General features: G+C 60.8%; 13 protein-coding genes. 2 read left to right on the top strand and 11 right to left on the bottom strand.

Translation table 11 applies throughout. The features are described 5' to 3' along the window. Window positions 1-140: 140 nt before the first annotated feature. Entirely contained in the window at window positions 141-4,547 is a 4,407-nt protein-coding gene (locus tag LQE90_RS04175) for a DNA-directed RNA polymerase subunit beta' (protein ID WP_216528955.1), read from the bottom strand. Next, on the bottom strand, window positions 4,548-8,084 hold the full coding sequence (gene rpoB, locus LQE90_RS04170; RefSeq protein WP_114567895.1) for a DNA-directed RNA polymerase subunit beta: 3,537 nt from the start codon (window positions 8,082-8,084) through the stop codon (window positions 4,548-4,550). Window positions 8,085-8,952: 868 nt separating this feature from the next. On the opposite strand from rpoB, the gene LQE90_RS04165 reads away from it, so the two are divergent. Continuing rightward, complete coding sequence (locus LQE90_RS04165) at window positions 8,953-10,614, top strand: VgrG-related protein (RefSeq protein ID WP_216528956.1); 1,662 nt, start codon at window positions 8,953-8,955, stop codon at window positions 10,612-10,614. Window positions 10,615-10,707: 93 nt separating this feature from the next. On the opposite strand, the gene LQE90_RS04160 is transcribed toward LQE90_RS04165, so the two are convergent. From LQE90_RS04160 to nrfD (LQE90_RS04130), 7 genes are all read right to left on the bottom strand, one after another. Continuing rightward, window positions 10,708-11,355: a TorD/DmsD family molecular chaperone gene (locus LQE90_RS04160; protein WP_114567003.1), complete on the bottom strand. Its 648-nt coding sequence runs from the start codon at window positions 11,353-11,355 to the stop codon at window positions 10,708-10,710. 68 nt (window positions 11,356-11,423) lie between these two features. Further along, a complete protein-coding gene (gene nrfD / locus LQE90_RS04155) occupies window positions 11,424-12,650 on the bottom strand; it encodes an NrfD/PsrC family molybdoenzyme membrane anchor subunit (protein ID WP_216528957.1) in 1,227 nt (408 codons plus the stop codon). Between the two features lie 16 nt (window positions 12,651-12,666). Further along, window positions 12,667-13,284: a 4Fe-4S dicluster domain-containing protein gene (locus tag LQE90_RS04150; protein WP_114567005.1), complete on the bottom strand. Its 618-nt coding sequence runs from the start codon at window positions 13,282-13,284 to the stop codon at window positions 12,667-12,669. An 8-nt stretch (window positions 13,285-13,292) separates the two neighbouring features. Beyond that, complete coding sequence (locus LQE90_RS04145) at window positions 13,293-15,707, bottom strand: molybdopterin-dependent oxidoreductase (RefSeq protein ID WP_216528958.1); 2,415 nt, start codon at window positions 15,705-15,707, stop codon at window positions 13,293-13,295. A gap of 462 nt (window positions 15,708-16,169) precedes the next feature. Beyond that, window positions 16,170-17,210 (bottom strand): slipin family protein, encoded by a 1,041-nt coding sequence (locus LQE90_RS04140; protein ID WP_225748755.1) that lies wholly within the window; start codon window positions 17,208-17,210, stop codon window positions 16,170-16,172. Beyond that, entirely contained in the window at window positions 17,207-17,695 is a 489-nt protein-coding gene (locus LQE90_RS04135) for a GntR family transcriptional regulator (RefSeq protein WP_114567008.1), read from the bottom strand. The genes LQE90_RS04140 and LQE90_RS04135 overlap by 4 nt, the downstream gene beginning before the upstream one ends. Window positions 17,696-17,716: 21 nt before the next feature. Next, on the bottom strand, window positions 17,717-18,691 hold the full coding sequence (gene nrfD, locus LQE90_RS04130) for an NrfD/PsrC family molybdoenzyme membrane anchor subunit (RefSeq protein ID WP_216528959.1): 975 nt from the start codon (window positions 18,689-18,691) through the stop codon (window positions 17,717-17,719). Between the two features lie 563 nt (window positions 18,692-19,254). Here nrfD (LQE90_RS04130) and LQE90_RS04125 point away from each other — a divergent pair. After that, the gene (locus LQE90_RS04125; protein ID WP_114567019.1) at window positions 19,255-20,151 is read left to right on the top strand and encodes an arylamine N-acetyltransferase family protein; all 897 of its coding nucleotides are present in this window, start codon (window positions 19,255-19,257) and stop codon (window positions 20,149-20,151) included. Window positions 20,152-20,512: 361 nt separating this feature from the next. Here the strand turns inward: LQE90_RS04125 and LQE90_RS04120 are convergent, their stop codons facing one another. Beyond that, window positions 20,513-22,372: a hypothetical protein gene (locus LQE90_RS04120; protein ID WP_216528960.1), complete on the bottom strand. Its 1,860-nt coding sequence runs from the start codon at window positions 22,370-22,372 to the stop codon at window positions 20,513-20,515. Beyond that, window positions 22,369-24,567, bottom strand: coding sequence for an efflux RND transporter permease subunit (locus LQE90_RS04115; protein ID WP_216528961.1), 2,199 nt, complete (start codon window positions 24,565-24,567; stop codon window positions 22,369-22,371). The genes LQE90_RS04120 and LQE90_RS04115 overlap by 4 nt, the downstream gene beginning before the upstream one ends. Window positions 24,568-24,617 lie beyond the last annotated feature (50 nt).

The following is a 24,617-nucleotide window of genomic DNA, read 5'->3' as shown; positions in this document are numbered from 1 at the left end:
GGGCAACCTTTCTCGACGATTCGCCGACATGCTCGGTCGCGGGGCATGCGCAGCGCGCTGCAGCGCCGAAACGCTGCATCTCCCAACCCGAGCACGGGCCTATGCAAAAGGGGCGCGCCTGAGCGCGCCCCTTGCAGCTGTTACTCCGCGTCGTCCGCGTTGGAGGCTTCCTCTTCCTCCTTGCCCGTCAGGCCGAAGCCCAGCGAGCCCACGGAACCCAGCAGCGCATCCAATTCCTCCAGGTTGCGCTGGTAGGAACGAGGCGGCAAAGCCTCGCCCAGCATGTCCTCGCCTTCGGTGTTGAAGGTGGCAGGCTCGTCGCCGCCGATGAGGACGGTGTCGTCCGGGCTGAACACCATGTCGAGCAGCTGGGACATGTCGTCGCTCGTAGCCGCCAGATCGTCCTCGATCACGTGCGTCAAACCGCGCTCCTCCAAGCCCTCCTTCAGCTCTTCGATGGCCTTCACGCCAATGCCCTCGATGCGCAGCAGGTCCTCTTCGGTGTGGCCCACCAAATCGGCCACCGTCTCGATGCCGGCCTCGCTGAACTTGTTGGCCCAGCGCTGGGACACGCCCAGGTCGTCGTAGATGTACAGACGCGCATCCTCGTCGGACAGCTGCGGACCGCGATGGCCCAGCGACAGGCCGCTGTAGTAGCTGCCGTAATTCGAGCCCATGTTGAGGTAGCCGTCGCCGTCAAGCGACCAATCCTGCGGCTGCGGCAGCAGCTCCTCGATCTCGCGCAACGCATCCGGAGCGAAGTCGGGAAGCGTCTCGCCCGCCACGCCGGAAACCGGACGGCCCTTGTAGGTAAGGCCCACTTCGCGGTAGCGCGTCAGGCCCGTGCCCGCCGGGATCGGCTTGCCGATGATGACGTTCTCCTTCAGGCCGGCCAAATGGTCGATCTTGCCCTCGATGGCAGCGTCCGTGAGAACCTTCGTGGTCTCCTGGAACGATGCGGCGGACAGGAACGAATCCGTGGCCAGCGAAGCCTTCGTGATGCCCAGCAGCAGCGGCTGGCCCACGGGCGGCTCCTTGCCTTCGGCGATAAGCGCGTTGGCAACGCCTTCGAACTCGAAGCGGTTGACCTGGCGACCCGGCAAAAGCTCGGAATCGCCCGCGTCGAGCACGGCCACCTTGCGCAGCATCTGGCGCGCGATGACCTCGATGTGCTTGTCGTTGATGTCAACGCCCTGGGACACGTACACGCCCTGGACCTGGCTCACGATGTAGCGCAGCGTGGTGTTCGGGTCGGTCAGGCGCAGCAGGTCGTGCGGGTTCACGGAACCCTTCGTCAGCTGCTGGCCCACCTTGACCTGGCAGCCGTCGCTCACGCCCGGAAGCATCTGGGCGCGGGCGCTTACCACGTACTCGCGGAAGTTGCCCTGCTGGTCATGAATGGTCAGCGTCTTGAACTGCTTGTCGCCCGAGATCTGCAACGTACCGGAGATCTCGGCCAGCACGGCAAGACCCTTCGGCTTGCGCGCCTCGAAAAGCTCCTGAACACGAGGCAGACCGTGCGTGATGTCCTCGCCTGCGACGCCGCCGGTGTGGAACGTACGCATGGTAAGCTGGGTGCCCGGCTCGCCAATGGACTGGGCGGCGATGATGCCCACCGCCGTGCCGATGTTCACCGGACGCGCCGTAGCAAGGTCCCAACCGTAGCACTTCTGGCATACGCCCTGGTCGGCATGGCAGGTCATGACCGTGCGGATGATCAGTTCCTCGACACCCGCAGCGTCCATGGCGCGCAGCTGGTCCATGCTGGTCATGTACTCGCCCGCAGCAAGGATAACGGTGCCGTCGGCGCCCTTCACGTCTTCGAGCAGGCAGCGGCCGATCAGGTTCTCGTCCACCTCGCCCTTGTCGTTGTGCAGCGGATAGGGCACGCCGTCGGTGGTGCCGCAGTCGATCTCGCGGATGATGACGTCTTGCGCCACGTCCACCAGACGACGGGTCAGGTAACCCGAGTCGGCGGTACGCAGAGCCGTGTCAGCCAGACCCTTACGAGCACCGTGCGTGGAGATGAAGTACTCCAACACCGACAGGCCCTCGCGGAAGTTCGCCTTAATGGGTCGGTCGATGATCTCGCCCTTCGGGTCGGACATGAGGCCACGCATACCGGCCAGCTGGCGGATCTGCTTGATGTTGCCTCGTGCACCGGAGAACGCCATCATGTAGATGGGGTTGAACTTGTCGAAGTTCTCGGCCATCGCGTCGCCGACCGCCTCGTTGGCTTCGTTCCAGATGTCGACGACCTGCTTGTGGCGCTCGTCGGGGCTCATGAGGCCCATCTCGTAGTCCTCGTCGATAGCCGCGACCTTCGCGTCGGCAGCAGCCAGGATCTCGCCCTTCTGCGGCGGCACGGTGGCGTCGTACACCGAAACGGTAACGCCAGCGCGCGTGGCGTAGTGGAAGCCTGCGTCCTTCAGGCCGTCGAGGATGGCGGGCACCTTCGACAGCTCGTAGCGGCTGCAGACGTCCTCCACCAGACGGCTGATCTCCTTCTTGTTCATTTCGTAGTTCAAGAAGGGGTAGCTGTCGGGCAGCACGTTGTTGAACGTGATACGACCGATGGTGGTTTCGATGCGCTCGCCGGCCTTGTGCTCTTCGAACTTGCCGAAAGCCGTTGCCACCTGGGTGTCCTTGCTCAGGCGCACCCAGATCTTGGCCTGCAGGTCAAGATCGGCGCGAGCGTCGTAGGCGTTCAGCGCGTCAGCGAAGTCGATGAACGCGCGTCCCTCGCCCTCGAAGCCGTCGCGAGCGGCCGTGAGGTAGTACAGGCCGATGATCATGTCCTGCGTCGGCACGGTCAGCGGACGGCCGTGAGCCGGGGATTTGATGTTGTTGGCGGACAGCATGAGCACGCGGGCCTCGGCCTGGGCCTCGGCGCCCAAGGGCACGTGCACGGCCATCTGGTCGCCGTCGAAGTCGGCGTTGAAGGCGGTGCAGACCAGCGGGTGCAGCTTGATGGCCTTGCCCTCGACCAACACCGGCTCGAACGCCTGGATGCCCAGACGGTGCAGGGTTGGCGCGCGGTTCAGCAGCACCGGATGCTCGGTGATGACTTCTTCCAGCACGTCCCACACGTAGCTGGCGCCACGGTCGACAGCGCGCTTCGCAGCCTTGATGTTGGCGGCGTACTCAAGCTCCACCAGGCGCTTCATTACGAAGGGCTTGAACAGCTCGAGCGCCATCTGCGACGGCAGGCCGCACTGGTGCAGCTTGAGCTGCGGGCCGACGACGATAACCGAACGGCCGGAGTAGTCGACGCGCTTGCCCAGCAGGTTCTGACGGAAGCGGCCCTGCTTGCCCTTGAGCATGTCGGACAGCGACTTCAGCGGGCGGTTGCCCGGGCCCGTGACGGGGCGGCCGCGGCGGCCGTTGTCGAACAGGCTGTCGACGGCCTCCTGCAGCATGCGCTTCTCGTTGTTGACGATGATCTCGGGAGCGCCCAGGTCCAGCAGGCGCTTGAGACGGTTGTTGCGGTTGATGACGCGACGGTACAGGTCGTTCAAGTCCGACGTGGCGAAGCGGCCGCCGTCGAGCTGCACCATGGGGCGCAGGTCGGGCGGGATGACCGGGATAACGTCCAGGATCATGTCGGACGGCTTGTTCTCGGACTTGAGGAACGCGTCGACCACCTTGAGGCGCTTGATGGCCTTGGCGCGCTTCTGACCCTTGCCGTTGGCGATGGTGTCGCGCAGCTCTTCGGACACGGCCGCAAGGTCCATGGCGTCCAGCAGGTCGCGCACGGACTCGGCGCCCATGCCGCCCGTGAAGTAGTCGCGGTAGTTGAGGCGCATCTCGCGATACAGGGCCTCGTCCGGCACGAGCTGCTTCGGCTCGACCTTCATGAAGGCGTCGAAGGCGTCCTGACGCAGCGACTTGCGCTCGTTGAACTCCTCGTAGATGTCGGCGATCTCCTCGTCGACCTCCTCAGCGGTCATGCGCTCGTCCTCGTCGATGTCGTCGACGAAATCGTCGTCCTCGGGCACGTAGTCCACGGACAGGCGGCGCGTGGCCTCGACGAGGCGATCGCGCTCGGCGTCCAGCTCTTCAAGGTCGGCGGCCAGCTCGTCGCGCAGCTCGTCGGCGTCCTCCTCGCGAGCTTCCTTGTCAACCGACGTGATGATGGAGGAGGCGAAGTACAGAACCTTCTCCAGCTCCTTCGGCGGGATGTCCAGCAGGTAGCCCAGACGGCTCGGGCTGCCCTTGAAGTACCAGATATGGCTCACGGGCGCGGCCAGCTCGATGTGGCCCATGCGCTCGCGGCGAACCTTGCTGCGCGTGACCTCCACGCCGCAGCGCTCGCAGACGATGCCCTTGAAGCGGACGCGCTTGTACTTGCCGCACGCGCACTCCCAGTCCTTCGTGGGGCCGAAGATCTTCTCGCAGAACAGGCCGTCTTTCTCCGGCTTGAGCGTGCGGTAGTTGATCGTCTCGGGCTTCTTGACCTCGCCGCGCGACCAGCTGCGCACGTCCTCGGCATTGGCCAGAGAGATACGCAAAGCGTCGAAATTGTTAACGTCGAATTCCGTCGTCATTTATCGCTCCTCTCCTTCACCGATGAGGTCGTTCGTGTCGTTGTTGCTTTCGCCCATCAATTCTCCCAGCTCAGCGGCAATGCTGTCGAGAGCGTTCGCCGCGTCGTCCTCTTCCGTCTTGCGCGCGTCGGCCGCGATGGCCTCGTACAGCGCACGGTCGCCGTCATCCTGGCGATCGATGTCCTTGGTGACGTCGATCGTCTGGTGGTCGTGACCCTCAAGCTCCACGTTCAAGCAGAGCGACTTCATTTCCTTGACCAGAACCTTGAAGCTCTCGGGCACCTCGGCAGCCGGGATGTTCTCACCCTTGACGATGGACTCGTAGGACTTGACGCGGCCGGCGGTGTCGTCGGACTTCACGGTCAAGATCTCCTGGAGCACGTTGGAAGCGCCGTACGCGTACAGCGCCCACACTTCCATCTCGCCGAAGCGCTGGCCGCCGAACTGGGCCTTGCCGCCCAGAGGCTGCTGCGTGATCAGGCTGTAGGGGCCGGTCGAACGCGCGTGGATCTTGTCGTCCACCATGTGGCCCAGCTTCAGGATGTAGCTCTGGCCAACCGTGATGGGCTCGCGGAACTTCTCGCCCGTGCGGCCGTCGTAGAGCCAGGTCTTGCCGGTGCGGGAAAGCTGCGGCACGAACTCGTCGCGGGCCTTCTCGCCGTACTTGTAATGGTTGTAGTTGATCAGGTTGCGGTTCGCCTTCTCGATGGCGTCGGAGATCTCCTTCTCCGTAGCGCCGTCGAAGACGGGCGTGGCCACGTGCATCGGGCCCTCCACGACCTCCTCGGTCTCCTCCTCGTCGGACCAGCCCCACTTCGCGGCCCAGCCCAGGTGGTTCTCAAGCAGCTGGCCCACGTTCATTCGGGACGGAACGCCCAGGGGGTTCAGGATGACGTCGATGGGGGTGCCGTCGGCGAGGTACGGCATGTCCTCGACCGGCAGCACGCGGGAGATAACGCCCTTGTTGCCGTGACGGCCGGACAGCTTGTCGCCCTGCTGCACCTTGCGCTTCTGAGCCACGTAGATGCGGACGAGCTCGTTCACGCCCGGAGCCAGCTCGTCGCCGGCGTCGCGGCTGAAGCGGCTCATGCCGATGACGCGGCCGCCGGAGCCGTGAGGCACCTTGAGCGACGTGTCGCGGACTTCGCGGGCCTTCTCGCCGAAGATGGCGCGCAGCAGGCGCTCCTCGGCCGTGAGCTCGGTTTCGCCCTTCGGCGTGACCTTGCCCACCAGCACGTCGCCCGGGAACACCTCGGCGCCCACGCGGATGATGCCGTCGGCGTCCAGGTCGCCGATCATGTCGTCGGAGATGTTCGGGATTTCGCGGGTGATCTCCTCGGGTCCCAGCTTCGTGTCGCGGGCATCCACCTCGTACTCGGAGATGTGGATGGACGTGAGCAGGTCCTCGGCCACCACGCGCTCGGACACGATGATAGCGTCCTCGTAGTTGTAGCCTTCCCACGGCATGTAGGCCACCATGAGGTTCTGGCCCAGCGCCAGCTCGCCGCCGTCGCAGGACGGGCCGTCAGCCAGCACGTCGCCGGCCTGGACCTCGTCGCCCTTGCGCACGATGGGACGGTGGTTGATGCAGCCGCTCTGGTTGGAGCGCTGGAACTTCGGCACCAGATACTCGTCGTACTCGCCGTCGTTGTTCAGGATGATGATGGTCTGGCCGTCGACGTAGTCCACGACGCCCGGGTTCTGGGCGACCAGGATCTCGCCGGAGTCGACCGCGATGCGGTGCTCGATGCCGGTGCCCACGAGCGGCGCGCTCGGACGCAGCAAGGGCACGGCCTGGCGCTGCATGTTCGAGCCCATGAGAGCGCGGTTCGCGTCGTCGTGCTCGAGGAACGGGATGAGCGACGTTGCGACCGACGTCATCTGGCGCGGGGACACGTCCATGTAGTCGATCTGCGCGGGCGGCACCTCGTCGGGCTCGCCGAAGACGCCGGCGGCGTCCTTCGTGCGGCAGAGAACCTTCTTGTCGACCGTGAACGAACCGTCCTCGGCGTACGTGACGAACTCGCGCGTTTCGAGGTCGAACGTCTCGTTCGCCTGGGCGATGGTGTAGTTCTCCTCCTCGTCGGCGGTCAGGTAGTCGATCTCGTCGGTCACCTTGCCGTCCACGATGCGGCGATACGGCGTCTCGATGAAGCCGTAGGGGTTGATGCGAGCGTACGTGGCCAGCGAGCCGATAAGGCCGATGTTCGGGCCTTCAGGCGTCTCGATGGGGCACATGCGACCGTAGTGGGAGGTGTGCACGTCGCGCACCTCGAAGCCGGCGCGCTCGCGGGACAAGCCGCCCGGGCCGAGGGCCGACAGACGACGCTTGTGCGTGATGCCGGCGGCGGGGTTGGTCTGATCCATGAACTGGGACAGCTGCGAGGAGCCGAAGAACTCCTTGATGGCCGCCACGATGGGGCGGATGTTCACGAGCGACTGCGGCGTGATCTCGTCGGGCTCCTGCATGCTCATGCGCTCGCGGACGACGCGCTCCATGCGGGACAGGCCGATGCGGAACTGGTTCTGGATCAGCTCGCCCACGGTGCGGATGCGGCGGTTGCCGAAGTGGTCGATGTCGTCGGTCTGCACGCCTTCGACGCCGGCATGCAGCGCGACGATGTACTGCATCGTCTTCACGATGTCGTCGTCGGTCAGCGTGGAAGCCTCGTAGTCGGGATCGAAGCCCAGCTTCTTGTTGATCTTGTAGCGACCGACTTTCGCCAGGTCGTAGCGCTGCGGGTTGAAGAACAAGCCCTCGAGCAGCGTGCGGGCGGAGTCGATGGTGGGAGGCTCGCCGGGACGGAAGCGCTTGTACAGCTCGATGAGCGACTCTTCCTTCGTGGTGGCGGGGTCGCGGTCGAGCGTGCGCAGCACCATTTCGTCGGCGCCCAGAAGCTCGATGATCTCCTCGCGCGTCTCGGCCAGGCCGAGGGCGCGCACGAGCAGCGTAGCCGGCTGCTTGCGCTTGCGGTCGATGCGCACGGACAGGATGTCGCGCTTGTCGGTTTCGAATTCGAGCCACGCGCCGCGGCTGGGAATGACCTTGGCGTTGTAGAGCATCTTGTCAGACGCCTTGTCGCGCTCGGAGGCGAAGTACACGCCCGGGGAGCGGACCAGCTGGCTGACGACGACGCGCTCGGTGCCGTTGATGATGAACGTACCGCGCGGGGTCATGAGCGGGAAGTCGCCCATGAACACGTCCTGCTCTTTGATTTCGCCCGTTTCACGGTTGATGAAGCGGATCTCCACGAACAGCGGTGCCTGGTAGGAGACGTCCTTCTCCTTGCACTCGTCAACCGAGTACTTCGGCTCGCCAAACTCGTGCTTGCCGAACTCCACGCACATATCTTTCGTGTTGTTCTCGATGGGGCTGATGTCACGGAACGCTTGCGCCAGGCCCTCGCCCTTGAAGAACTCGAAACTATCCGTCTGGATAGCAATCAAGTTGGGGACGTCCATGACGTCCGGAATCTTGGCGAAGTTTCGCCGATCCCTATAAAGGCTGGTCTGATCAGTCGTTTTTCCTTGAGCCACGAGGCTTTTCCTCCTTCATGTGCACCCGCAAAAATGCGAAAAAGTCGCAAGTTCTAAAAATAGTGCGCCCGTCAAGCCATGTCAAGAAAAATTTTTACGAACTATGGAAATTTATTGTGGATTTGGCTGTTCATCTGGGCGGATGTCGTTGGAATTTTTGGATGCGGAGGGCAATTTTTCGCGCGGCGAGAGGCGGCTGCGGAGTTGCGCGTGCGGCGGGGGCGGGAGGCGGGGGCCGAGGGGCTGCGCGCGCGGCGGGGGCTCGGGCGACTCCTCCCCCGGAACCCGCCTGGAGCGATCGCCGCCGGAGCGCACGCATCCGAAGCGGCTTCCAGCCTTGCGCGCGGCGGGGCCGCCGTTCGCCGCCGCTCGCTGCCCGCCGTTCGCTGACTGCCGTTGCCCGCAGCCGCCTGCCGCCTGCCGCCTGCTGTCAAAACGAGCGAGTTTTGCTGGTCCTCAAGCCAGAATAATAACGAACGACAAGCTTATGACCTGGCACGATGCAAAACTGCCTCACGCGGAACCGCCCCGATGCCACAAAAATCGCCGCAAAACTCGTCCGTTTTGACAACAGGGGACGCTTCCGCTGCTGAACGAGGTGGAGCCAGGCAACACGACGCAACCGGATCAATCCTGCCGACGCGACGCGACGCGCCGCCGATGCACCTGGTTGCCCAGCAATTCTGTTTAATTTGTCGTAAAGCCATGGAGAAGACGCCGCCGAACTGGCTTCCTCTCGCGCGCGCGTGAGAAACTTATTATTCCGCTTCGTGCTGATTCCTCCGATCGGCCCCAGCGGATGCGCGCCTTGGCGCGCACTACCACAAACGCAGATGAAACGCACCATACACGCAGAACGGAGGTCCCCATGGGACAACCCAGCGCACCGAAGGCGCTCGCCTTGGGCGTATCGCTTTCCCTTGCATGCAGCATGATGCCAGCAGCAGCCCTTGCCGACGAGCCCATTCCTTCCGAAGCTGCTTCGACGGGCGCATCGGCTTCAAACGCGATGCAGAAGCCCGCGGATTACGACAAGGACGACTTCTACTCCGACAACTCGCCGAAAACCAGGCTTGCTCGCTCTATCGCAATGCCGTACGCGGTGTCGCTCGATCCGGTTGCAGTTTCCAGCGAGATGAAGTACTTCGCCAAATACGAGAGCGGAAGAAACTACGACCAGGGGCTTTCCTATGGCGACGGATACCATGCAATGGGGTATTACCAGTTCGACAACCGCTACACCCTCAAGGGATTTCTGGAGGCATGCTACGCGTACGATCCTGAAACGTACCACATGTTCGAGTGGGTTTCCTCCACGAACATCTCGGGCGATTTGTACGACGAAAGCGCCGGGAAGCTGACCGAGGTCGGCCAGAGACTCGAAGATTCGTGGCACCTTGCATACGCTGCCAACCCGACCGAGTTCTCCGGCCTGCAGGACAGCTACGCGTACAACAACTCGTACATTCCTGCGCAGGAATACCTGGCCAGCAGGGGCATCGACATTTCGAATCGCTCCGATGCCGTGAAGGGCTTGTGCTGGGGTTTGAGCAGCCTGTTCGGATCTTCCGGCTGGAAGAAGTTCGTGGGCGGCGTTTCGGACGGATACGACTGGAACGGCACGTACCACTACCCTAGCGAAAGGTACGACTGGCCGGGAGCCGGGCTCACCAACGACATGACCGACCGCGAGTTCGTCACCAAGCTGTGCAACTACGTGGTGGAGAACGTGAGCGTGTTCTACAAGGGCCAGCCCCAGTACCACCAGGGCTGGGAAAACCGTTACCGCAACGAACTGAACGACTGCCTGGCGTTCATCACCCAGCACGAGCAAGATGCAGAAGCGAACAAGCCGGCGCCGGCGCCCGACCCCGATCCTGCGCCGGAGGCAACGCCCACCCCGAACCCGGCTCCGGGCGAGACGCCGGCTCCGAACGAACCTTCGACGCCTGTCGAACCCGCCCCATCCCCCAACGAACCGACGGCTCCTATTGAGCCGCCCACGCCTTCCACTCCCGAGAACGGCGGCTCTGGCGAAGGCGCGCCGGGCAATGCCGATCGACCGGGATCGGAAGATGTCGTCGTGCCTGCTCCCCCGGCAAGCAACGAGAACCCCTCGCCAGAGGAAAGCAAACCTGGCACGGGAGAGCCGAACGCACCCGCCCCGCCCGACAACTCGACGGGCAACGGGGACCAGTCGGCGTCGGGCAACGGAGGATCGAACGAGGGGAATTCGTCGAACGCCCAGGACCAGGGAGCGGAAAACGGCCCGAAGCAGGAAGTCTCCGATTCGGAATCCGGGAGCAAGCTGGAAGAACCCGGTGCAACCTTGACGACAGAAACCTCCGGAACATCCAAGACCGAAGCCAAGCCCTTGCCCGCAGCTGCGAAGGAGTCGAAAACCTCGAACCTGACCCAAACGGGTGACGAGAGCACGAGCACGCCCCTTGTGGTTGCACTCGCTTCGGCGTGTCTCGCCCTTGTGGCAGGCGCCGCGCTGGCCATGAGGAAGCTTCTGGGAAGAGGTTAACCGCGCAGATCAACGCACATGTCGAGACGAGCCCCGAAACGGGGCTCGTCTTTTTTGGGGACGCAAATCGAGAAGGCGAACGGTTAAGCCCGATCAAAGAGCCGACAATTCCGCCCGATGCCACTTCAACAAGCACTGAGTCACCAATAGAATGCGGGAGAAATAACCGTCCGGGCTTTGCTCTTCCACGCAATCTCTAAAGGACCCAATCCAATCAAGCGGGTGATCGTCGATAAAGGAAGCGAGTTTCTGCCGAGCGTCCACGATCTCGACAGGATCGCCCGACAGCCAGCGACATCGATCGGAAAGGTATAGCAGTTCGATGCCCATATGGTCTTCATACTGGCGATTGTCGTTTCGAAGTTCAAGGCCGGCCTCGCGCAACAATTGACGCATTTCGAAAGTAGCTTGACCGAAGCCAACCGTAACGTTCGAAGCTCGATACATCGTTTCCCATGGCGGTGCCAAAGGAGACGGAGGACCAATAAACAGGCGGGTATATTCCACGGCGCAGCGTTCGACCGAGTCTTCCCCGCTCTCCTCTGCGCGTGAGCGAACAGACTGAGTCCAGCAAACGCACGCAGCAACGGCGTCAGTCAAACCTTGATCTCCGAACGTAGGAAACGCCTCCCAAAAGCGCCCGTCAAGACCAACCGACGCCGTCATGGTCATAGGAGCAAGCAGCGAATTGCCCAGGAATCCGTACGCCTCAGACAAAGCCTTCCAAGGAATACCGGCCATAGAGTCGTCCTTTCTTGAAATCAGTCGACGCGCCGAACCTGACAAAAGCGTCCGGCGCATTCTTTCTCTTACTGAACAGATTCCGACGCGGGCTCAACCACGCGACGCGCATCTGCCGAAGAGGTATTCGTCCTATTCGTCGGCATCAGCATACGCGTCAGCGCCACGAACGCCAAAGCCCCCAATGCCACAACGCCCAATACTACAACGACTTCAACCCAAGTAGGAACGTAGGTACCAGCCAGCGCCCACATGTCGGAACCTCCCTGCTGGGCATTAACAGTTCCCAACGACACACCCGGAGCACCCGGCACATTAAAATGGGAGAACGAGGTAAGCAGCAGCCACACGCGCTTGAAGAACACGCCAGCCACCACCAGCACGCTGGAGAAAACAACCAAACCTTGCCGTTGACGGTTTTTCGCAAACGCCAGAATGCAAAACGGAATCAGCAAGCCAACCACAATTTCAAACCAGAAGAAAGGCGCAGTCGCTCCGGTTGTCATGATGGCTAACGTATCGGCTCCGGCAGCACCTGGATAAGCCATGGTCAGAACCTCGCAGCCGATAAAGAACGCGTCGACAGCAACGCATACAGCCAAAAGTCCCGCCAAGTTCGCCAACAGTCTCTTGTCCGTCTTGAACACACCCGACTTGTTCAATCCGTTCAACACCAGAAGCAGCAACGCCAAGCCCGAATCCATAGCCGAAGCCACAAACAACGGCGCCATGATGGCGGAATACCAACCCTCTCGCGCAATCTGCAGACCGAAGATCCACGCGGTCACTGAATGCACCAGAATAGCGATGGGCAAGGCAAAGCGACTAACGACAGCAACCTTATCCTGGGCACCCGGCTTTTTTGACATCATAAAGTACAGGTACGCCAGGTTGATGACAAGATACATCGTGATAACGCAAATATCCCAGAACAAGGGGGAGATCACGTTCGGTCCCGTAACAATGCGCCACACCCGTTGAATGCCGCCAAGATCGATAAGCACGAACATTCCTGCGCAGCAGATGCACACCGTGGATAGAATAACCGCGGGCAACGCCACCTTCTTGTAATCGGACACATGAAACACGCTAGCCGACGATGCAACGATGAGGCCGCCGGCCGACAAGCCCACAAAGAACATGAAGCACGTGATGTAAAGGCCCCACGACGTGCCGTTATTCATGCCCGTCACGCCAAGACCACCCATCAGCTGATAAATCCAAGCGGCAACACCCGCCACCGTCAGCATTCCCAGCACCCCGATGGCAGCTTTAGTTTTCGTAGAGGTTTGCATGGTTTGCACCTCCTCCCTAGTTGAAGTAATGGACTTGCGGGCGGGTACCTTGTTCCTCAAGGAGGACGCCGGCCTTGCGAGCAACGACGAGCTTCGATATCTCGCTCTCGGGATCATCAAGATCACCGAATGTGCGAGCTTTTGATAGGCAGCATTTCACGCACATAGGCTGCTCGTCGCGGTCGGTGCGCTCTTTGCACAACGTGCACTTTTCAGCAACGCCCTTTCCGCGCACCGGTACGCTTTTGTCTCCATAATTGAAATCAGGATCGCGAACCGGATCACTCCAATTAAACACGCGTGCATTGTACGGACAAGCAGCCATGCACATACGGCAACCGATGCACTTTTCGTAGTCAATTTCCACGCGTCCCTTGTCATCCTTGTACGTAGCCCCCGTCGGACATACGCGCAAGCACGCCGGATTCTCGCAATGCTGGCAGGCAATAGGCAGATACGTGCGCGTAACATCAGGGTAAGTTCCTTGAACTCCGAACTCAGATTCGCATCCCTCATTAATCACTCGGTTCCACGTCATGCCCATGGGCACATTGTTCTGCATCTTGCACGCCATTGCACACGTATTGCAACCAGTGCAGCGATCCAAATTGATAGCTATTCCCAGCCTAGTCATTCGATCACCTATGCTTTCTTAACTTCGATGAGCGTGTCGTTGAAAGGAGTAACACGACCTTTGGCAAGTGCTTTTCCCCTGGGGTTGACGGCATCATTGGTGACATTTTGCAAGTCCCCAGAACCCATGTACTGACTCCAAATGCCCTCGACAATAACAGCCATGCCCGGACGAACCGCCTCAGTGGCGACGCATTCGCAACTGAAGGAACCGCGATCGTTAAACGCTTCGACCATATCACCGGACGCCAACCCACGCGAAGATACGTCGCCCGGGTTCATTTCTAGCGTCGGTTTGTAATACTGACGTATCCACGTAGCGTCCATGAGGTTCTGGTGAATGAAGTACTTCGATCGACGCTGGGTCATAACCAAAGGGTATTTCTCTCGCAAGGGATTCTCTTCGTAAGCCTCGCAAGGAGCTTCGTATTGAGGCAAGGCTTGATCATGCTTTACAAGATTCTCGTAATACAGATCTATCTTTCCCGATGTGGTTTTATAGGTTTGGCCACTATAGCTACGCGCAATCTCAGGCTGATTCTTAAGCGCCACCACACCGTTGCTGGCAATAACCTCGTCAAGCGTTATGCCAGCAATCGCTTTGTCGGTGGCACAATCAAGCTGAAAGCGGGCGAGTTCTTCCTGGCTTTTCGGCAAAAAATCTCCGTACCCCAAGCGCTTCGCCATTTCGCAATCGATCCAAAAATCGGTTTTGCTTTCAAACAAAGGATCGAGCACTTTCTGCTGGAGAAGAACATGGCCGCGCAGCGCGCGCAAGAAACCCACTTCTTCGTCGACTTCAAAATGAGAGCAAACAGGAAGGACAATGTCAGCCCAATCAACCGAAGGAGTATGCCAAATGTCCTGAACGACAACGAAATCGAGCGTTTTCGCCCATTCGTTCGTTCGATTCTGGTTTCCCGCAATTTGCTGAAAGCCTCCGTTTTGCACCCACATGAAACGAATGCCGCTCTCTTCATCGCGGTAGTCAACGCTCGCTTTGGGAGCCGGTGCCGTCTTGCATTCATCGGGAAGCGGCCAACTAGCCAGTTTTCCTGCGCCGAATATCTTTTGGTAAGCATTGACGTACGCGCCTGCGCCCCAACCAGGAATGTCAGTTCCAAACGAACCCACAAGGGTCGCAAGCAAAACGGCTGCATGCCCGGCAACATCAGCGTTATAGAACTTCTCACCACCGCCGAATCCAAACGAGAGAATCGAAGGTCCGTGGTTTGCATACTTGTCGGTTATTTCGACAAGAACATCTTCATCTACGCCCGTTGTCCTCGCAGCCCATGAAGCAGGGTATTTTTTCTGGCTTTCTTTTAGCAGTCGAAAAACAGTGACGAACTCTTCGCCATTGATGGACGTTTCGAAATCAAGCACTGGGTCTACGCCATCTGCGCGGTATCCAGCAAGCGAGCCCGTGCGCCCATCCCAAACCATGAACGGATTATCGTCACCTGCTTGCTTGCCGTCGACGGCAGGGCGCTCCCTTAAAAGCGATCCATCGGAACGCTTGACCAAGAAAGGCATACTGGTATTAGCCTTAAGATACGGCTCGTTATACCATTCATTCTCTAGAATGATTGTAATCATCCCCAGATACAATGCCGGATCAGTACCCGCGATCATAGGTATCCAGCGAGAGCTTTTTGCAGCAGTGGTGCAAAAATTGGGATCCAGCGTGATAATTTCTGCACCCGCTTCCTTTGCCTCAAAGAAGTAAGGAGCCGTCACCATGCAGGTTTCGAGCATATTGCAACCGACGTTGAGAATGGTTTTAGCATTTTTCCAGTCAGCAACTTCATTCGAGGATGCTCCCTGTTGACCAGATTCAGCCAATGCCGGCGAAAACCCATTCCCTAAACCGATATCAATGCCGCGGTGGGGTTTTTCTTGTCCTTTGAGAAGTTTTGGCAAGAACGTGGTTAGGGAATCCACTGCCGTCTGGAAAGCAATGGCCCCTGCGCCGTACTTTTCTTGGGTTTCCTTTACCTTGTCGGCAATGGTGTCAAGAGCCTCTTCCCAAGTTATCTCGATAAAATCTCCCGACCCCCTCTCGCCAACGCGCTTTAGGGGAACCTGCAGCCGCTCAGAGCTGTATGTATGCTGGATCTCAGAGATACCCTTCAAGCATACGGTTTCGTTTCTCTTATCCGGCCAAGTATTCGGCTCGACAAGAACCATGCGACCATCGCGAACGGTGCACTTCAAGTGGCAGTTGCATTGACAATGTCGATAGTGGAATGTATACCCCACTCGCTCCTCAGGCTCGGCGTGGGCCTCCGAGGGCGCAAGCCAACCATCGGGCGTAGTCATGCCAACGGCGCCCGCAAGGCCCAACGCCCCAGCCGCAACGCCGGTTGTTTTCAGGAAACTCCTACGCGTGAGCCCGCTCTGCGAGCTGGTTGTTCCTGACATTTCTCCTCCTCCAAAGATCTCGTCAGGATATCCCCCTGCGAAATGGATCGCGAATCTATTGCCGCGAATCCCAAGCGCAATCCTATCGGATATCCTCCAATACGTTCCTGACAAGAATTGGCCAAATTCCCTTGCCTGCACTATACGAAATTATCCTATGACAATCAATGATTGTCATAGGATAATTTACCGGCAGTATTATTCTATTTTAGAAACAATGTCAGCGGTCGCTTCAGCTCGTACCGTTGGATGCAAAGCGCGGGAACCTTCAAATCCAGCAGATCAATAGCAGGAACGTCGACCCCGCACATCCGAGCAGTCGACAAGCACAAGCATTCAACCAGCATCAAGTCCGACAAGCTTACGCCGCACAATTATCAAGGGCAATCGGACGAGAATTGTTGCGTACGCATGAATTATGTACAAAACAGCCGCGCAACTTGGAAGCACGGCGCCAAGACCTTACGCCTTCCCGCCTTTCCCGCCAAGAGCGTCTTTCGCAGCGTCGCCGAGCACGTCCCCAAAGCCCTCGCTGAAACTGCTTGGCACCACAACCGTGCCGCCGGTTTCTCGAACGCTCTCATACAGAAGATGCATGGAGCGCAACCGCAGCGCAGCATCGTTTCTCGCGTATATATCGCCCATATCGTCCATCATTTCGCAGATATCCTGCTCAGCCTCCATAAGAATGATGCGAGCCTTCTTGCGCTGCTCGGCCTGAGCCTCAAGCGACATAACATCTTGCAACTCCTTCGGCAGCAAGATGTCGCGGATCTCCACCGACAGGATGGTAATGCCCCAAGGCTCCACCTTCTCTTCGAGCGCGCGTTTGAGCTCGCGGTCCAGCTGCTCGCGGCGAATGGCCACCTCGGCCGCGCCTCCCCGACCGATAGCGTCGCGCAAAGCCGTCTGAGCGGCAAGCTCCACCGCGCGCGTGAAGTCCCCCACTTCCATGCACGCCGCCTTTGCATCCCACACGTGCCAGAACAGGACCGCATTCACATCGAGTGGCACCAGGTCGGCCGTCAGGGTTTCTTCGGCTCCGAACGTGGTCACGCGAACGCGATTGTCCACGCGCATGGTGTTCTGCTCGACAATAGGGATGGTCCAGAACAACCCCGGCCCGGAAACTCGATTGAACTTGCCGAAACGCAGCACCACGACCTTTTCCCACTGCTGCGCGATATGCGTCGACATGGCAGCCAGCAGCCCCATAACCAGCGAAAGCGCAAGAGAAACCAGCCCCATACGACCCGTTGCCCCTATCGAGATGCCCATAACCAGGCAAAACGTCACCAGAAACACCGTCGCGGTAAACAACAGCACGCCCGCACTCGAAGCGCGCTCGCCCACCACTTCCGTATTCGCATCGGGAAGCACCCTCCACGAGGAACGCCCTCCGAACGAACGCGACTCGGCTTCAGTCGTCCGCCTGCGCCGAGCATTCCTGCTGTTTTCAAGATTCATGTCGGTTTCTTCCCTCTTCTTATACCAGTTGATCATGCGCCGCGCACTTTGCCGCCAGATGCACCGATCACGTCCACCTTCACGATACGGCCAGATCCCTCCACTGAAGTATCGTCCTCAATCCCCTCGGCCATTTTTGCCTGCTTGATCTTAAGGAGCATGCACCGCTGCACGTCGTCAAGAGACAAGCCCAGGTCGCGACACGCCGCAATGCAATCGTCCATAAGGCTATCGATCTCCTTTGCGAACCCCTCGTCCATCTCCGCGTCCAAGTCGCGCACGAACACGCCGCGCCCACGCGTCGATTCCAGATATCCATCGGACACAAGGCTGAGATACGCCTTGTTCACCGTGTTGTAGTTGATGGAAATGTCGGACGCCAGCCCACGCACCGTCGGCAACCGATCGCCAGGCTTGAAATAACCGGAATTGATCAAATAGATAAGCCGCTGGCGCAGCTGTACCCACAAAGGCACGTCGGTAGTTGCATCAACTTCGAAAGGGAACGTGGACTTATCCATTGGTCGCACTCTCCATCCTTATCACAATCCCATCTGCAAAACAGGCTGCATTCCCACTTCAACCAGGCAATACCGCAAAGCGAGCCCACCGGCTAAAACACCCGCAGCCACAGCTAAAGCCATCATCGGCAAAGGCTTCGCAACCCGCACGATCGCCAAATCAGCCGCAAGCGGAAAGGCAAGTCCGCCCGCCGCGAACACAACCCAAAACAGCCACGCGTCCGGGCCGCCAACCAAAACCTGCGACGAGACGGCCAGCGCCTGTCCGGTGCCGCTCGAACCGGAAAACGCAGGAGCCCCCAGCGCGGTCAGCCCCGAAACCGCAGCTACGTAAGCTGCCGCAACCAGAATCTCGCACGCCACGACCACGGCATCGACAGCCGCCAGCCGCCGAAACACGCCCCCGAACATTCGCGCTGCGCCTGAGAACTGACCGACAGCCAGAACCATAGCGCATCCGCACGAAAGCGACGAAAAGACGAACAGCACCGGAAGCCAAGGCGTCGACCAGAGCGGCACCGAGGGCATGCTCTGCAGCAGTAAGCCCGTATACGCCATGGTCACGACCGATGCCAAAGCCAGCAAAACCTCGGCCACGCGAACCACCGCAACCGAGAGGCGGGCCAAGCCGACCCATGCAACCAGCAAGAAGCACGCCAGCAAGAAGCACGCGGCCAAAGCCCAGGCGCCCGCCGCAACGTACGACAATGAAGGGTTCAGAAGCAGCGACGCCACGCGATCGATGCGCCCGACGTCCGCCAGCAAGCAGACCATGCCAGCTCCAAGCGCCGTCAATCCCGCGGCAAGCCCCGGAGCAAGCAGTCGCCTATACGCTTCAGGCAGGCGAACGATCCTGCAAGGCGAACCCGTGCGACCAGGCATGCGCTGCACGGTCAGAGAAGCAGGAGACAGCAAGCTCAGCGCAGCCGAAACCAGGCAAGCACCGGCTCCCGCGCCGCCCAAGAACAAGTAGCACACGATCAGCGATCCGAACAACGCGCCGCCCCCCTCCCTGGCCGCAAGCCTTCTCCCAAACGCCCGCACATTATCCTAAGACAATTATCGAGAACATTGTACGCGATTTCGGAAAGGTATGCAGCGGAGCGTGACGAAGGGCCTGCCGCACCGCCTCGTTGCAGCTTGAGACTTCTAGCGCAGCGCGTTTCCCGAAGGGCGCTTCGGCATCAGAGGTGATTGATCGAGGAAGCCTCCGCGGGAGGCGGAGACGACGAAAGACGCAGCGCTTGGAGGCGATGGCACGAACTGGCGGGTCTGCGCTGCGTGAAGCGCCCTACGGAGGGCGTCGTTTCGTGCGCTCGCACGAAAACACCAGGCCAGGGAACAGGGGGTCGCGGGCGGCGTGGTGGCGGAGTCGCCCGGGGAGCGCAGACCCGCGATTTTATGCCCGCACACGAGGATGCGGGGCCACCCTAACGAGAAAGACCCCCCACGACACCCCAACCCGCACGAGCAATGAAAGAAATCAGCCTTCGAACACAAGCGAATGAGCCCGGTTCATCCTTCGGGAGGGATGCGCGACCACGACCGAAAGAGCGACCATGGAACAACCATCGCACCGAGGCGTGCTTGCTTGCCCGCTGCAGCAGGCGGCGCTCGGCACACTCACGATAGGAGCCGCAATGTACGAGGAGCTGTACGAAGACATCCCCGATGTTCAAAAGTACTGGGAAAGGCTGGAGATGGAGCAGCCCGAGCTGCCGCTGTCGAAAAGCGACTTGGACCGCATGATCCTTGCGCACCAAAGCCGCATCCCTTTCGAGAACCTGGACGCATGCGACTACCATCGCCCTGTTTCGTTGGGCATACCCGACATATTCGACAAGGTTGTAGTCGGACGGCGCGGCGGCTACTGCTTCGAACTGAACGCCCTGTTCAACGCGTTGCTCAAGCACATGGGCGTTGAAACGTCGCCTTGCTTGGGACGCAGCCTGAAAGACCGGGGCTACGTCTACCCCATCCTGCACCGGGGCACGATCGCACGCGTAGAAGGACGGCGATACATCGCGGAAGTCGGCTACGGCGGGCCTTCGCCGGCATGCGCCATCCCCCTTGTCGATGGCGCGGAGGTCGAATCGTGCGGGCAGGCGTTTCGCGTCGAACTGCACGATTCGTGCTGGTGGCACGTCGTATACTGCGGGAGCGCAGCGAAAAGGCGGCGCGGCGACGCAACGGAAACGCCTGCGTTCGCCCTGCTTGACGCACCGATAGCCCTGACCGATTTCGTACCGCTTTCCCATTACTGCTCCACGCATCCCGATTCCATGTTCACGCAGCAAAGGATGATCAACCGTCGGACCGAAAACGGGAACGTGTCCATCACCGCAAACACGTTCACCCAGGTGACGCCCGAGGGCAAGGAGACGAAAGCCGTCGATTCCGAAGACATGTTCCGGGCGCTTTTAGAAGAGCACTTCGGCATCGTGCTGCCTGGCTAGCAAAGCGCCTCGCGAGCAACGGCGAATCGAGTCGCCCCTTCGGGAAACAGAGCGTGCCCGCGCCGTCATCGGGAGTCACGCAATTCCCGATGCGGCCCCCAGCGGGCACGAAATCGCGGGTCTGCGCTGCACGAAACGACCTGCGGGGCGCGCCGTGTCGCGCACATGCACGAGAACCCCAGGTCAGAGAGCAGGCAGTCGCGGGCGGCGCGGCAACGAAGCTATCCGGGGAGCGCAGACCCGCGATTTCGTGCCCGCGCGAGGGGAAGGCGAGACGGTCGAAGCCGGACGGGCCGGCAAAAGAGCCGCCGCCACCCGACCGAGAGGGCGGCAAGCCGCCCCTTCCCCGTCCGCAAACCCTCTATCCCTGGAACAACGCCAGGAAGCGATCCCACAGCGTCGGCTCGGCCTTCGACTCCTCTTCTTGCGGCGCCTCGGGCTTCTCGATGGCCGCCGTGGACATCACGAACTGCACGGCAGCAACGTTCTTGTTGTCAGGCGACACGAACGACACCGGGTCGAATTCGGGGAAATCGAATTCCGCGGTCATCTCCTCGATCTGTTTGCGCATGGTTTCCGGCAGCGTGATCGTGGTCGCATTGAGCTGGCCCAACCCGCCGCTCAGCGAGCCCGCGCCTCCCGAAAGCTGGCGTGCGCCACCCGCAAGCGACGACGTTCCGGACTCGAGATCGCCATAGCTGGCAGCCAGAGCCGACACGCCGGAGGTGTACTGCACCAATCCGTCGTGGAACTGGCCGTACGAAGCAGGCAGCTGAGACAACCCCTCGACCACCTGCACCAGCTGGTCAACGCGCCCGTCGGCTACGGCCGCATCCAGCAGCTTGGCAGCGGCGCGCAACGCAGCCACCTGCTGGTCGAGCGCGACCGCGGAGGCAGACAGCGCATTGTCGGCATCGTCGAACGCCGGCTTCCCTTCGACGTACGCCGTTTTGACCGCCTGAGCAGCCTCGTACACCGACAGAAGCTTCTGCACGGTTTCAGCTTGGGAGGAATCGCCCTTGACGTATTCCTTCAACGAATCGATCTGGCCTTGCGTCGGAGCATTCGCCAACAGCCCCTCGATCGCCCCGTCGAGCGCCGTCATGGCCTGGGAATACTCCTGCTGCACCGCATGCGCTTGCCGAGCAAGCACCTCGAGTCCGTCCGCTATCTGGTCGATCGCGTCCGGAAGCTGCTTGAGCTGCTCAAGCTGGGCGGGATCGATCTTCGACAACGCCGCGGACATGGCATCGAACGCGGTCTTGATCTGGCTCGAGGCTTCCACAAGCGCACCCGAAGACGAGTCGAGCTGCGCCAAACCTTGCCCGAACGACGTCGCGCCCGACGAAAGCCCTTGAACGCCGCTCGACAGTGCGCTCGCGCCCGAAGCCAGCGACGACGCTCCCGCCGCAAGCTGGCTCACGGCATCGGACAAACTGGTCATGCCGTCCGCCATGCCGCTCGTGTCCGGCATCTCAATAACCGAGGAATACGGCAGCGCGGCTATTTGCGCGCCCGCCATACGGAAATCCTTCACCTGGGCCTTCAACTCGAAGTCACCATCATGGCCAGGCAGAACGGTGAACGCTGCCGTGGTGTCTTGGCCCGCGCTTGCCACCGTGGCCCCCTCGGCCGTCACATCGGATGCCACAGCCCCCGGCAGCGTAAACGTGATCTGCATCATGAAGCTGTCGTAGAACGCCGGGGGAACCGCATCGTTTCGCGCAGTGCTCACCCGGATGGACAAGGCCCCTGACGCGCCGGCCAGCTGATCGGCCGGCACGGTTTTGCCGTCCAGCTTGTATTCAAGCGACACGAGCCAGGGCAGCGCCGTCCGCGCCGCGTCGCCCTGGTAGAAGAACGCGCCCTCGCCCGCCTCGAACACGGTGGCGTTGCCCTGGCGCTTCAGATCCGTCTGGTTGGTCAGGTTCTGCACCGCCGTGTAATCGCCGTAGTCCGCGATCGACCCCACACCCGTTACGTCAAAGCGATTGACCACGTACACCGCTTCCGGCTTCCCGCTTGCCGTCAGGTTCGCGTACACCACCTCGGACTTCCGATACGTTGCGGTGGAAGCCGGCTGCGCCGATGCGCCGCTCGCCCTGGGTTCTTTCGCCGATTCGTCCTGGGCAAGCGCGAGCGCGCCGGGCACGCACGCCACCGACAAGGCAACGGTCAGCAGGGCCGCAAGGCCCGTGCGCATGCAGGGATGATTCCTCATGATTCGTCTCCTTCACTTGTATGGAGCACGGAAACGGAAGCGCCTCCAAGCGCGACCGAGGGATTCGAACAGCAAGCTTCCGATGCCGCAGACGCGTCGCCCGCCGCGCCCTCTTGCGTTTTGGGCGCGAAGTCCGCACGCCAGGTGGTCCGGCGAATGGGGCCGTCAAGCAGCACGAGCAATGCCGGCAAGAAGCACGTGACCAGCGCAAACGACAGCAACGCACCGCGCGCGAGCAACATGCCCAGGCTAGCAACCGCCGACATGGTGGACGAGAACGCCAGCGCGAACCCGGCTGTAGCCAGAATGCCCGCCGAAACCAGAAGCGACGGGAACGTCTCGCCCAAGGCCCGATACGCCGCTTTGCGCGCAGGAAGATCCTTGCGATGGGTCAGGTAGTGCGTGGTCAGCAGAATGGCGTAGTCGATGGTCGCGCCCAGCTGCACCGTATTGATGACCAGGTACCCGATGAAGTTCACCGAATCGCCCGTGAAGTACGGGATGGACAGGTTGATCCAGATGCCCGACTCTATGGCCAACAACAGCACCAGCGGCAGCAGCAGCGAACGGAACGTCACCAACAGCACCAGCAGGATGGCCGTGAACGCCACCGCAGCAACCACCACGTTGTCAACGGCCACGATGTTCTTCATGTCGTACAAGTTCGCCGACTGCCCCGCCGTGTAGTACGTGCCGTAATGCGCAGCCGCCGTACGCTGAACGGCCTCGACCGTAGCGAAAGCCTCGCTGCTCTCCACGTCGGTATCCGTATAAGCGATGATGCGCGCCCAATTCTGCGAGTAGAACTGATCCAGCACGCTCGCGCCCACGAAACCCTGCGGGATGGTCGCCCCTACGGTTGCCGCGTACGAGATGACGCTGGCCACGTTGTCGACCTTCGCCAAATCGGCCGAAAGCGCCGCTTCGGCGGCAACGTCGCCGCGCGGGACCAGCACCACTACCGCGTTCTGCTGACCGAACTCGTCTTGGATCATGAGCGTGTCAGCCCCTGCGCGCAAATTCGGATCAGGCTCACTGTTCTGGTAGGTGAACACGGTATGGGCCTGGCCCAAATACGCCGGCACCACCAGCGCAAGCACCAACACGAGCGCCGGCACGCGCACCTTCGCCAGCACGCGCCCCACGTTGCGAAACGAGGGCAGCAAGGGCCGGTGCGCCGTCTTGTCGATAAGCTTGTACAGCAAAAGCGTGAGGGCCGGCAGGAACACCATGACCGTGAAGAAGCTGAACACGATGCCCTTGACCAGGTTGATGCCCAGATCGGCGCCGATTTGGAACTGCATGAACGACAGCGCCATAAATCCGAAAAGCGTGGTGACGGCGCTTGCGGCGATCGTGGACAGCGACGTGCGCATAGCCACGGCCATCGCACGCTCGGGAGTAGGCTGAAGAGCCCGCTCGGCCGCGAAAGCGTGCAGCAGGAAAATGGCGTAGTCCAGCGAAACCGCCAGCTGCAAGATGGGGCTCACCGAAAACGTGATGAACGACACCTGGCCGAACACGATGTTCGTACCCATATTGATGATGATAGACACGCCGATGGCCGCAAGAAACAGCACCGGCTCGATCCAAGACCGAGTGGAAAGAACCAGCAGCAGCACGATGATGGGAACCAGGACCAGCGCGGCTTTTCCGGTTTCCTCGCCCGTACTGGCCGTGGTCTGCGCCGTATCGGAGGCTTCGCCCGACACTGCGTTTCCCGGCCCCGCCTCGTCCACCAGCGCACGCAGCGCGGGAACGGCCCGACCCTCGAAGCCTTCGGCAACCGCCACCTGGAACAGGGCTGCGCCATTGCGGTAGTACGTTTCGACCAGCGACGGATCGGCCATTTCCAGCGGCGTTGCCACATCCATGACGTCGTCGAGCCACATAACGGACTCCACGCCGTCAACAGCGGCGACCTTGCTCTTAAGTTCGAGGGCCTGCGCCACGGACACGTCGCGTATCAGCACGTTCGCATTCGGAACAGCCTGAGCGAACTCCGTGCTCATGATTTCCACAGCAGTGGTCGATTGAGCCTCGTCGGGCAGATAGTCAACCATATCGTAGTTGACGCCAACGAACGGAATCATGGCCGCGCACATGAAGGCAACGACCATAAACGTCGCCACAACCGCTTTTCGGCGCGCGATCACGCCGTCTATGATGCGGTCCGTACAATTCGTGCGTGTCATGAGGGAAATCCCGTTCGCCTTGATGCCGTTTCGTACTTCGAATAATACCC

It is taken from the genome of Paraeggerthella hominis (assembly GCF_021044775.1).
Taxonomy (GTDB): Bacteria; Actinomycetota; Coriobacteriia; order Coriobacteriales; family Eggerthellaceae; genus Paraeggerthella; species Paraeggerthella hominis.
Note: the sequence above shows the minus strand (reverse complement) of the source record. Positions and strands in the feature narration are given on the sequence as shown.

Coding starts and splice junctions, on each gene's coding strand:
- LQE90_RS04125 (WP_114567019.1), top strand. CDS start 19,255: ATGGAACAACCATCGCACCGAGGCGTGCTTGCTTGCCCGCTGCAGCAG.
- LQE90_RS04115 (WP_216528961.1), bottom strand. CDS start 24,567: ATGACACGCACGAATTGTACGGACCGCATCATAGACGGCGTGATCGCG.
- LQE90_RS04135 (WP_114567008.1), bottom strand. CDS start 17,695: ATGGATAAGTCCACGTTCCCTTTCGAAGTTGATGCAACTACCGACGTG.
- LQE90_RS04175 (WP_216528955.1), bottom strand. CDS start 4,547: ATGACGACGGAATTCGACGTTAACAATTTCGACGCTTTGCGTATCTCT.
- LQE90_RS04140 (WP_225748755.1), bottom strand. CDS start 17,210: ATGATCAACTGGTATAAGAAGAGGGAAGAAACCGACATGAATCTTGAA.
- nrfD (WP_216528957.1), bottom strand. CDS start 12,650: ATGCAAACCTCTACGAAAACTAAAGCTGCCATCGGGGTGCTGGGAATG.
- LQE90_RS04120 (WP_216528960.1), bottom strand. CDS start 22,372: ATGAGGAATCATCCCTGCATGCGCACGGGCCTTGCGGCCCTGCTGACC.
- LQE90_RS04165 (WP_216528956.1), top strand. CDS start 8,953: ATGGGACAACCCAGCGCACCGAAGGCGCTCGCCTTGGGCGTATCGCTT.
- LQE90_RS04145 (WP_216528958.1), bottom strand. CDS start 15,707: ATGTCAGGAACAACCAGCTCGCAGAGCGGGCTCACGCGTAGGAGTTTC.
- LQE90_RS04150 (WP_114567005.1), bottom strand. CDS start 13,284: ATGACTAGGCTGGGAATAGCTATCAATTTGGATCGCTGCACTGGTTGC.
- LQE90_RS04160 (WP_114567003.1), bottom strand. CDS start 11,355: ATGGCCGGTATTCCTTGGAAGGCTTTGTCTGAGGCGTACGGATTCCTG.